The sequence below is a fragment of the Pseudovibrio axinellae genome (assembly GCF_900110875.1).
Taxonomy (GTDB): domain Bacteria; phylum Pseudomonadota; class Alphaproteobacteria; order Rhizobiales; family Stappiaceae; genus Pseudovibrio; species Pseudovibrio axinellae.
Genome location: NZ_FOFM01000030.1, coordinates 1 through 10,341 on the forward strand (window position 1 = coordinate 1; position 10,341 = coordinate 10,341).

Annotated in this window: 9 protein-coding genes and 1 pseudogene; 3 read left to right on the forward strand and 7 right to left on the reverse strand. The window is 50.3% G+C overall.

Features of this window, described 5'->3' with window-relative positions:
- From BMZ51_RS22440 to BMZ51_RS22450, 3 genes are all read left to right on the forward strand, one after another.
- Window positions 1–1,680 (forward strand): calcium-binding protein (locus BMZ51_RS22440; RefSeq protein WP_139201464.1); only part of this gene is annotated, 1,680 nt, incomplete at its 5' end.
- The gene (locus BMZ51_RS22445) at window positions 1,680–3,479 is read left to right on the forward strand and encodes a type I secretion system permease/ATPase (protein WP_420848496.1); all 1,800 of its coding nucleotides are present in this window, start codon (window positions 1,680–1,682) and stop codon (window positions 3,477–3,479) included. The genes BMZ51_RS22440 and BMZ51_RS22445, both read left to right, overlap by 1 nt.
- A complete protein-coding gene (locus BMZ51_RS22450) occupies window positions 3,472–4,788 on the forward strand; it encodes an HlyD family type I secretion periplasmic adaptor subunit (RefSeq protein WP_068006498.1) in 1,317 nt (438 codons plus the stop codon). Before BMZ51_RS22445 ends, BMZ51_RS22450 begins: the two co-directional genes overlap by 8 nt.
- A gap of 161 nt (window positions 4,789–4,949) precedes the next feature.
- Here BMZ51_RS22450 and BMZ51_RS22455 read toward each other — a convergent pair whose 3' ends face one another.
- From BMZ51_RS22455 to BMZ51_RS22485, 7 genes and pseudogenes are all read right to left on the reverse strand, one after another.
- The gene (locus tag BMZ51_RS22455) at window positions 4,950–5,450 is read right to left on the reverse strand and encodes a hypothetical protein (RefSeq protein WP_068006496.1); all 501 of its coding nucleotides are present in this window, start codon (window positions 5,448–5,450) and stop codon (window positions 4,950–4,952) included.
- Window positions 5,451–5,943: 493 nt separating this feature from the next.
- Window positions 5,944–6,105 (reverse strand): annotated as a pseudogene (locus tag BMZ51_RS23970) (transposase); the annotation flags it as partial.
- Window positions 6,106–7,041: 936 nt separating this feature from the next.
- Window positions 7,042–7,500, reverse strand: a complete 459-nt coding sequence (locus BMZ51_RS22465) for a riboflavin biosynthesis intermediates N-glycosidase (protein WP_208979633.1) — start codon at window positions 7,498–7,500, stop codon at window positions 7,042–7,044.
- 93 nt (window positions 7,501–7,593) lie between these two features.
- A complete protein-coding gene (locus tag BMZ51_RS22470) occupies window positions 7,594–8,352 on the reverse strand; it encodes a hypothetical protein (RefSeq protein WP_068006495.1) in 759 nt (252 codons plus the stop codon).
- Entirely contained in the window at window positions 8,352–8,906 is a 555-nt protein-coding gene (locus BMZ51_RS22475) for a hypothetical protein (RefSeq protein ID WP_068006493.1), read from the reverse strand. Before BMZ51_RS22475 ends, BMZ51_RS22470 begins: the two co-directional genes overlap by 1 nt.
- Window positions 8,906–10,045, reverse strand: coding sequence for a DUF4123 domain-containing protein (locus tag BMZ51_RS22480; protein ID WP_068006491.1), 1,140 nt, complete (start codon window positions 10,043–10,045; stop codon window positions 8,906–8,908). The genes BMZ51_RS22475 and BMZ51_RS22480 overlap by 1 nt, the downstream gene beginning before the upstream one ends.
- Window positions 10,042–10,341: PAAR domain-containing protein (locus tag BMZ51_RS22485; protein WP_074882356.1), on the reverse strand; the 300-nt coding region annotated here is incomplete at its 5' end. The genes BMZ51_RS22480 and BMZ51_RS22485, both read right to left, overlap by 4 nt.

The following is a 10,341-nucleotide window of genomic DNA, read 5'->3' on the forward strand; positions in this document are numbered from 1 at the left end:
CGCTTTGAGTTTGCTGATGGCACAGTCCTGAGTGAGATTAAGGTTCGTGATGATGGCCGCCTGGAAATCCGGGGTGAAGGAACCATAAATGGCAGTTCTATGAACGATTATATCCATGCCAGCTCCGGAACAGATGTAATTGATCCAGGTTCAGGAGATGGCCTGACTAATACTGGTCAATGGCAGAACCTTCGAGGCTATGATGGAGATGATGTCTACGTGATCGGTCGTGATGCAGGCAAAGTCTACATCAACAGTGCTGGTGAAACCTCAGGTGCCGATACCGTTCACTTTGAAGATCTGACACTAGCAGATTTGACGTTCGAGAATATTGCAGTCGAAGGTCAGCTGGATGCCCTAGAGGTGAGATGGAAGAATGGCGATGATAACGGTTTCCTTCGTCTGGCTGATCTTGGCGTGCACATTGAACGCTTTGAGTTTGTTGATGGTACAGTCCTGAGTGAGATTAAGGTTCGTGATGATGGCCGCCTGGAAATCCGGGGTGAAGGAACCATAAATGGCGGTTCTATGAACGATTATATCCATGCCAGCTCCGGAACAGATGTAATTGATCCAGGTTCTGGAGACGGCCTGACTAATACTGGTCAATGGCAGAACCTTCGAGGCTATGATGGAGATGATGTCTACGTAATCGGTCGTGATGCAGGCAAAGTCTACATCAACAGTGCTGGTGAAACCTCAGGTGCCGATACCGTTCACTTTGAAGATCTGACACTAGCAGATTTGACGTTCGAGAATATTGCAGTCGAAGGTCAGCTGGATGCCCTAGAGGTGAGATGGAAGAATGGCGATGATAACGGTTTCCTTCGTCTGGCTGATCTTGGCGTGCACATTGAACGCTTTGAGTTTGCTGATGGTACAGTCCTGAGTGAGATCAGCATCCTTGAGGATGGCCGCCTGTCCCTTAAGGGGACTGATGGCAACGACCTGTTTATCGCCAACATAGGCAATGACTCTTTTGATGGTGGCACTGGAATAGATGTAATCGACTACAGAGCATCTTCTGCCGGAGTGAATGTAGATCTTGATGCAGGAATGGCATCTGGTGGTTCTGCTGAAGGTGATAAGCTCATTAATATTGAATCTGTAGAGGGTTCTGATTTTGCTGATGTCATCACAGGTGATGAGCAAAACAATCGTATCCTGGGGAACTATGGAGCTGATACACTCTCAGGCGGCGAGGGACACGACACTCTCCTCGGTGGAGAAGGTATAGATCAGCTGTACGGAAACGCAGGGATCGACTGGTTGGATGGTGGATCTGAAAATGATCAACTGTTTGGCGGTACTGGAAACGACTCTCTGTATGGTGGTCGTGGAGATGATACCCTGGAAGGTGGCGCTGACAACGACACCTACATTTACGAACGGGATGACGGCAATGACACCATTGCTGACAGCGAAGGCAACGACACCCTTAAGTTTACCGCTGGTATTACACTGTCAGATATTCACTTCACCCGGGAGGGTAACGATCTTCGTTTGTTCGTGAACGAACTTAGTGCGCAAGTCCCTTCCGACCTTTATCAGATAGATGACCAAATCCTGATCACGGATTGGGCGTCTGAAGACAATCGTATCGAGACCCTGCACTTTAATGATAGTGGTCAAAGCTACTCATTGGGAGACCTAATCGCAGACGACTTCCAGTTTGTGTAATGACTGCTATGCAAAATACACTCTCCTTGAAGCCTCGGCGCATAGTCGCCGAGGCGTTTGCGGCGTCGCGGTCCGGGTATGCGGGCGTTGGGGTCTTGAGTCTGGTCATCAACCTGTTGATGCTGACGGGCCCGATGTTCATGCTGCAGATCTATGATCGCGTGCTCGCCAGCCACAGCGTGCCAACACTGGTGATCATCGCCAGTTTTGCCGGTATCCTCTACCTATTCTTCGCCCTGCTGGAAGGCATCCGTGCCCGTGGCCTGTCGCGTATTTCTCAGGAAATCGATGCCCGCCTGTCGCGCACCGCGTTCCTTGCCAACCTGCGCGTGCCATTGCGCATGGGCAATAGCGGCAAAAATGTGGACCCGATCCGCGATCTGGAGACCATGCGCCAGTTCTGGGGTGGTCAGGGTCCAGCCGCGCTCTTTGATATTCCATGGATGCCGATCTATCTGGGTCTGGTGTTCGTGCTGCACTTCTGGCTCGGCATGCTGGCACTGGCTGGCGCAGTCATCATCCTCTCTCTGGTGCTTGCCAACGAGTTCATGAGCCGCGATCCCTCCAGGGAGCTGGCCTCACAAAACGCACAGCGCAGCAACACCCGCTCCGGCGCCCGCCGCAATGCGGAAGTGGTGCGTGCCCTTGGTATGAGCGCAACACTCACCAACAAGTGGGATGAAGCCAACGCCCGCTTTTATGATGCCCAGACCAAGGCAGGCGACCGCGCCTCCCTGTTCGCCACCGCCATCAAAGCCTTCCGCTTCCTGCTTGGCTCTGCCGTTCTGGCTGTGGGTGCATGGCTGGCAATCCTTCAGGAAGTCTCTCCCGGTGTTATGATCGCAGCTTCCATCATCACCTCCCGAGCTCTGTCTCCTGTGGAGCAGGCTGTTGGCCAGTGGCGCGTGTTCATCGCAGCCCGTCAGGCCCGCGCCCGTTTGGAAAAGTCGCTGGAAGGTCTGGATGAAACCCCGCCAGAAACCGAACTGCCGCTGCCAAGCAAGACCCTCAATGTACAGCAGATCGCAACAGCGCCTCCCGGTGCTCGCGCAGTCACACTGGCCGGCGTCAACTTTGAGCTCAAAGCAGGCGATGGCATGGGCGTTATCGGCCCGTCCGGGTCTGGTAAAACCAGTCTGGTCCGCGCACTTGTCGGTGTCTGGCCAATCTTGCGCGGTGCCGTTCGTCTGGATGGCGCTGAGCTGGGCCAGTGGTCGGAAGATCGTCTGGGCACAGCAGTTGGCTACCTGCCGCAGGATGTGGAACTGTTTGACGGCACCATTGCCGAAAACATCTCCCGCTTTACAGCAGAACGCGATGACGAGAAGATTTTGGAAGCCGCCCAACTTGCCCATGTGCATGAGTTGGTCACCAGTCTGGCTGATGGTTATGACACGCAGGTTGGCGAAGGCGGGGCACTGCTTTCTGCCGGACAGCGTCAACGTGTGGGTCTGGCCCGCGCGCTTTATGACAGCCCGTTCCTGATCGTGCTCGATGAGCCGAACTCCAATCTGGATTCAGAAGGCGAAGCTGCGTTAACCCGCGCCATCAAGCTGATGCGTGAGACCGGCAGCATTGTCATTGTCGTTGCCCACCGTCCAAGCGCGATCTCAGCTGTTGATCTGCTGCTTGTTGTGAAGGATGGCCAGCAGGCCGCCTTTGGCCCGAAAGACGAAGTCCTGCCAAAAATCAGCACCCCTGCTGGCGTGCCAGCACCCGGTGCAAAACCGGCCCCCGGCGCACAACCAGCCCCAGCTGCTGCAAATACAGGACCATTGAGCGTGGTGCCACATGCCTGAGCAAACAACCCTTTCCACCATTCAGACCTCTCGTAAGAAACACATGCGCTGGGGCCTCTTTCTTGTGGGCGTTCTTGTACTCGGCCTTGGCGGTTGGTCCTCCGTTGCCAAGATCAACAGCGCAGTGATCACCTCCGGCTCCGTCGCTGTCGATGGACAGGCCAAGAAGGTGCAGCATCAGGAAGGCGGCATTGTTGGCGAAATTCTCGTCAAAGATGGCGATGAGGTCAAAGACGGTGATGTGCTGTTCCGCCTGGATGAAACGGTAGTGAAAGCCAATCTGGCCATCACCCGCAAGCGTCTTCACCAGATGCAGGCGCAGGAAGCCCGCCTTTCTGCCGAATGGCGCAATGACGATCAGGTCGCCTTCCCGGAAAATCTTGTTGAGCTGGCAAAGACTGACAAGATTGCCGCCACCGCTCTGGATGGTGAGCAGGCTCTCTTTGCTGCCCGTCAGCAAGGTATCAAAGGCCGCAAAAAGCAGCTTGGCGAGCAGATTGCTCAGCTGGAGCAGCAGATTGAAGGCCTGCAGGTGCAGCGCGATGCCAAGGCTGAAAGCATTGATCTTGTCACTCAGCAACTCGCCGACTTTGCATCTCTTCTGGAAAAGCGCCTGATCAACGCCTCTCAGGTCACCGCCATCAAGCGGGAACGGGCCGAGCTGGTTGGTGACCGCGGCGGGCTGATCTCTCAGGTCGCCCAGACCAAGGAGGCCATCAGCGAAAAGCGCGTGCAGATCTTGCAGCTGGACGAAGAGTTTTTGGAGAAGGTCCTATCCGACCTGCAAAACATCCGCTCACAGATTGCCGAGCTGGAAGAGCAGGAAGTGGCTGCGCAGGATCGCCTGAAGCGCATCGATATCCGCGCCCCGCAATCCGGTTATGTACACCAGCTCAACGTTCACACCGTTGGCGGCGTGATCGCACCGGGTGATACCCTCATGCTGGTGGTGCCGGAAGACAGTGATCTGGTGATTGAAAGCCGCGTTCAGCCCGTTGATGTGGATCAGCTACAAGTGGGACAAGACGCTTATGTGCGCCTTGCCGCTTTCGACCAGCGCACCACACCAGAGCTGGGTGCAGCTGTGCTCAACGTCTCCCCGGATCTGACCCGCGATGAGGTCACCGGCGAGCCATTCTATCTGGCACGGCTGAAGATCCTGGATAGCGAAATGCCAAAGCTGAACGGCCAGACCCTCGTGCCGGGCATGCCCGTCGAAGGCTTCATCCAAACCGGGGAACGTACCGTCCTTTCCTACTTCATTAAACCCATGCAAGACCAAATCGCGCATGCACTCAAGGAGAAGTGAGGACGATACATTGAAGCCTCATCCAGTTGATCATAGAATTATGCTTTAAGAAAAAACACTACTTCTTGATTTTGCTCTGATGAGATCTTGACGGAGGATGCCAAGAGTCCCCACGTCGTACGTCTGAGAGCGACTTAATGAATTGTCGGCTAGTCGTGGGATTACAAAGGATCTCCATGACGGACTATGCGCAGGATACCATTTTTTGATTTACGGCCTATCGAAACAAGAGGAGTTCCATCTTTGTACGACCACGATTTTCTCTTGCCGATTTGCCACGCCGTTCCAATAAATCCACCTTTTGCAACTCTTGTAAAGCGAGTGTCGGTACGTTTTAACTCTTTCCCCAGAAGGGAAGCTATAACAGTATCGTCGTTATAGTAGCTATCAGTCTCGAGTGAGCAGGAATGAATTACTTCAGGATTTTCTGAAACCTTTAGACTGGGTATTGAACGACTTTCTTTTGTAACTTTATAGAAGCGTGTGGTAGAGGGCGGCTTTGTGTTTTTAACGCACTGATTGACAAACGCGGCAACAATCTCCGGATACATGTTGGGAGCAGGCGTAGATAGTTTTGCTTTGATCAAACTATTATTTAAACTGCTAGTGCAGCCTACAAGCGCTGTGCTAATAACGAGCGTGATCGCCCATACCCGTACCATTTTATACTCCTTTATTTCTTAGCTAGCTGATTTTTCAGTGAGATTAAACTTGTTAGTTGCGTTAGAAAGACAATCAGAGTTGAATTCCTTTCGCACAGTACGTTATCGCACTCCATAGTTTCCGCTAAGTAGCTTTGTTTCAACTTGCATGACGTCAGCTCACCAAATTGGCAAAAAACTTCATGCTATCAAAGTCTGATATGCATCAACCTCAATCTCGGGCGCGACCCTACTCATATGTAGCGTCAGTGCAACCATGCAGAAGTTGTATCTCTCGCTTGTTTTAAGTTGCACGAAGGTGAAGTAGTGAAGTCAATCCGCAGATGTTTTGTTCTTGCTGGCAACCCATCTTAGTATACCTGCCGACACAAAGACCGTTAGCAGATCTGCCAAAGGCACTCGCTTGACTAATTGTATGATGCTCCAAAGTTTATGAAATGAAAAACGACAGGCCAAAAGCCTGTCGCGTTCAACGCTCGCGGCCATTGGCATCCCTGCCTGCTTCCAAAAACTCTTTTGACCAGCTGTAGTAGAGCCCTTGCGAGATGCCTTCCTGACGGCGAAGTTCAGTAATGCTGTCTTCACCGCGCAGTCCAGCGAGCACGATGCAGATCTTATCCTCGGTGGAATAGCGCTTATAGGTCTTGCGCCGAATGTCTTTGACAGCTTTTCAGCTGCTGCGCAGGCCGTCCTTGTTTTTTGCCCCATTGTTCATTCCTAATCTAGTGATCATGGGCCAAAACACTCCCTTATTCAATGCAACCGATCCGTCCATAAAGCTTCGACGGGAAACATCTGAAGATGGCTAATGAGAATGCATCTTTAGATCGGCAGTAGCGCCTTTATGTTACTATTTTAAATCTAGCTTTTTCTGATGATGACATAATTTCAGTTGAGTTGTTCGAACATGTAGTTCCCAAAATCTATGAATGGCTTAAGGATGATAGATTGGGGTATGAGGCAAAAAGAAAAGCTATGATGAATGTACGATACTATTTTACGATCCCGATCTGGGAGTATGATCAGCGGCTAAAAAGTAACGTGCGCGATTTGTATCACGCCAAAGGTTATAGTAAGCGACAATGGGAACGTCTTGAGCTCAAGCTGTCTAACTAAAAGCTGGTGTACACTGACCGCTTTGACTAATCGAGTAATCGTTGGGCCACTCACACTTCTTATGTGGTCTAGATTTATGCTGGTAAAACAGACAGCCTCCAAGTGTCGTAAGCGGGTCCGTTCTCGGGATGATACTTTATTTTCAGAAAATGCTGATTGAAACGGCTGGGTAAATTATCTAGGATGACACTTTATTTTAAGTTGGTCACGCTAAATGCCGCAATAATGTGATTTGAGGATGGAACTTTATTTTCATCCCACACTCTGACCGAGTTTGTGCCGCTTCTTTTGCAATCTGCTGATCTCTCGTCAGTTCTTCCGGTACTTCAGCAGGAAGGGGCCAGAACAGGAAGAGCCGTATGAGCTGAGAGGTTCACGTACGGTTCTGTGAGAGCCTGAGGGTGAAATTCCCTCAGGCTACTCGACCAATTACCCAGGAACATGCGTATTTATGTCGCATCCTTTGCAAACTGGCTCAGTTGTCTCGCAACTCATTTCGCACTTGCATGAGAATTTTACCTAGTTTGTTTAGGCCGCTTCCGTCTGCTCCAATGCCCCAATACGCGTCCATCGGGGCATTTTCTGCAATTTCTGCCTGTTCCGTTGATAAGAGAAGGTTTCGTGGGTGCTCGTGGGTTTTGAATTTACAGCGTACGGCATCCAACATGATTTGATCCTTGACTTCTTCCCAATCGGATCGCAAAGCAATTTCCCGTGTCATCCCAAGACATTTAGCATCTTTGGGCTTACTGCAGCGTCTGATGCGCTCGCGGTAATCATCGTTGCGAAACTTCATCGCTTGAAAATAATGCTCGACAGTTCGCCACCATCTTCCTTCAAGCTCGACACCGTACGGAGCAAAGTTGGAAAACTCTGAATAGTCATCCGTCTGTGCATAGAAATAGATTGTGTTGTTTGAGAACATGGTTTCCATTTGGAAATGCCTAATTAATTAGTTTGACTTTGCAAAGATGCGCATGGAGATACTCCGAGTAGCCCGAGGCTTGTGATTTAATACAGCCAGATACTAAATCCCCCCAATTGGGTCATGCTGTAATCTTTCCCACCAAAGCAAATAGTGATTGATTATTTTGTCGTCTATCTCGTCATCTTTATAAGGCAAGAGCATCTTTCTGATATTGGTTTCAACCTCGTTCTTTTCCCAGTTCTTAAACTGATCCTGATGGTATTCCAGCTTCCTATCAACTTCATTTACTAGTTGCTTAAGTGACGCTAATACCTTTAACCCACCCGGGGTGTAAAAGCCGGTTTCCACATTCACATCATAAACGAGCTGAAGATAGGAAATGAGGTCATCCTCCAGGCAAAACCGCAGATCCGTCCAGTCTTCGCCTGTGCGTGCGCATAACAGGGCAGAACGCAGGGCTGTAAACACGAACGCATAATACCTGGGCGGTTCTCGCGTCAGCCTGCCCGTACTATGTTTTTTATAGTCATATTGAAAATTGCCGTTTTCCAGCCGGTTAATCGGATAGTAAGCGTCGTCCAAATCACCCGCATCAAACTCTTTTATCCGATATTGAAAGTTTTCAAGAATATGGGGATCATCAAATACCGTTTCTTTAAATCCATTTAAGTATTTTAAAAGGTAGTCCTGCTCTCCATTCACAATGAAGTATTCAATAAGATCATTCAGGATGATGCATAGGTATTGGTTGGCGAACAGGCAGGTCCCAGCTTTAAACTTTATGTCTAAAACGGCCTCAAACACAATTTTCATTGTGTTCATATTATCTAATATTATCAGCTTTCTTGGATAGTTCATCAGTTTCCAATATCCAACTTTGGCCAGAGAGGGTCTTCTAGGCCTTCTGCACTTTCATCAAATAATTCAAAGGTGTTTAATCCGCTGTCCAAGAATTTGACCTGAACGCCTTCCCGGATTCTCCCATGATAAAAATAGGCATTCAGTCCGTCGCTTCGATCTTTCTCAAACATTGGATAGAGATCATCTCTAATCTTCAGATGGAAATAGTATTTGCAAAAGGGAGCTTTGTGTTTGTACCCAAGGAAAACCGCATTCCAGACCTCAGCACGAGATAGCGGGGCGTCCGTGATGTAAGTTTTGCCGTCTTTATTTGGGCGTATCGCTCTACTATTAAGGATTTTGTAGTAGGTCGTGTCATCGGTGAAATGCCAATAGTCTTTCCAGTTGTGACAATCCTCGCAATTGTCTGTGGTTGTTGTGCTTGTGGCATTTTCTTTTGAAAGGCTTTTGCGAAGCTCTTCTCCGGCTTTTTTAGCTGCTAACAAGCCGGCTAATAATGCGCCTGCTTCCGCAGCCCCAGCTAGTATGGGAGGAATTGCAAAAATTGGCATCACCCACCCTCCTTGCTTTTCCACTCGGTCTCAAGCAAGAAAATCACATGCTTTATTTTGTCAGAAGCAAACAGATCTGTTCTTGCAAAGATATCCTCGTAATCTCCCATCTCCCATAAACGACCGTTTAGAGCGATACATAAGAACACAAATTGGCTGATTAGCTCATAATCATCTATCTTGTTGGCAACAAGATAACGACAGGCATCCAGTGTTATACTGTGACCTTCCTTTTCAAATACAATTCCATTGCTGTCTAATGCACTCTTAACCTTCGTGCGTAGTTGAATTGCTCTTAGCTCAATCTGCATATCCGCAAAGGTTTTTTCCTGTGCTTTGCGGATCAGGGTGATGTGGCTCTTGGGGCGTTCGTTGGTTTGTGTGGAGCTTTCTGTAATTGGCGTCATCGGGGTACGTTTGCGGGTCAGCATGTCAAAGCGGTTTGCCGTGCAGTGTTGCCCATGATCGGGCGTCGCAAAATACCAGAGCTGATGATCATGGCACAGGCTGGGCTCTTCGCACCAGTCTTCAGCAATGAAGTCTGTGATCGGGCCAAAGAAGGCCTGGGTTTCCAGCGGGTTTGTGGAGAGTAACCAGACCCGCAGGACAGCCGGGTCAAAGAAGCGGAAGCGCACCAGACGGCCATCGCTTTCAAACTCAACGCGCAAGTAACGGCGGAAATGGCGACGCAGCAGCACCACATCTGTTGCTTCATCCTCAGAGATATCGGGCGAGGCAACAAAGGCACCGCGCTCGACTTGTTGCTTCAAGCTCTCAGGAGGAGGGGTCTTGTAAAGCTCTTTTGCTCTGGATTTTGAGGCTAAGAAGTAGATCCCCCAGCCTTTGCCCCAGCCTTCTTCAATCAACCAGTTGGTGAGGTCGCTGTCTTGTTCCAACCGCACCAGATAAGGAGCGGTTAACGCCAATTCGTGTGCCAGTTCTCCAGCAATCAGGCTGCACCAGTCAGAGTTCTCTTCTCCCAACAGGCGACCATAGATATCTTCACACCATTGCCCATCGATGATGGCATAGGCGCAGATATCATCGGTGACTTTGGCAAACAGGCTGGCCTTAACACTGGCGGAAATGTGATTTCCCTGGCTCGGCTGAGCGGCCACTGCAGGAACATGCGTATTCATGTGGCATCCTTAGCAAACGGGCACTCTTCGGCAAACGGCTTGCGGGTGCCAGCGGGGGAAGCGGCTCCGATAAATACATTTGGGCTGCCAGAAACATCTGCTCCGCCGCAATCAATCGGGTCGCCAACACGGCCCGCTTGTTTGTTGTTAAAGTTCACTGTTGGACTTCCAGCTGCCAGCGCTCTGCCATGCGCTGGGGAAGGGCAAGGTGAGCAGCCATGGGGCGCGTAAGCATCGCCCTGGCGCACCGCAGGCTTGTTGTTGATGAAGATATTGGGACTGCCGGCAATGGCCGG

Bases quoted from the DNA above. Each gene is read 5' to 3' on its own strand.
- BMZ51_RS22465 (WP_208979633.1), bottom strand. From the start codon at position 7,500: ATGGAAACCATGTTCTCAAACAACACAATCTATTTCTATGCACAGACG.
- BMZ51_RS22445 (WP_420848496.1), top strand. From the start codon at position 1,680: ATGACTGCTATGCAAAATACACTCTCCTTGAAGCCTCGGCGCATAGTC.
- BMZ51_RS22450 (WP_068006498.1), top strand. From the start codon at position 3,472: ATGCCTGAGCAAACAACCCTTTCCACCATTCAGACCTCTCGTAAGAAA.
- BMZ51_RS22475 (WP_068006493.1), bottom strand. From the start codon at position 8,906: ATGCCAATTTTTGCAATTCCTCCCATACTAGCTGGGGCTGCGGAAGCA.
- BMZ51_RS22480 (WP_068006491.1), bottom strand. From the start codon at position 10,045: ATGAATACGCATGTTCCTGCAGTGGCCGCTCAGCCGAGCCAGGGAAAT.
- BMZ51_RS22455 (WP_068006496.1), bottom strand. From the start codon at position 5,450: ATGGTACGGGTATGGGCGATCACGCTCGTTATTAGCACAGCGCTTGTA.
- BMZ51_RS22470 (WP_068006495.1), bottom strand. From the start codon at position 8,352: ATGAACTATCCAAGAAAGCTGATAATATTAGATAATATGAACACAATG.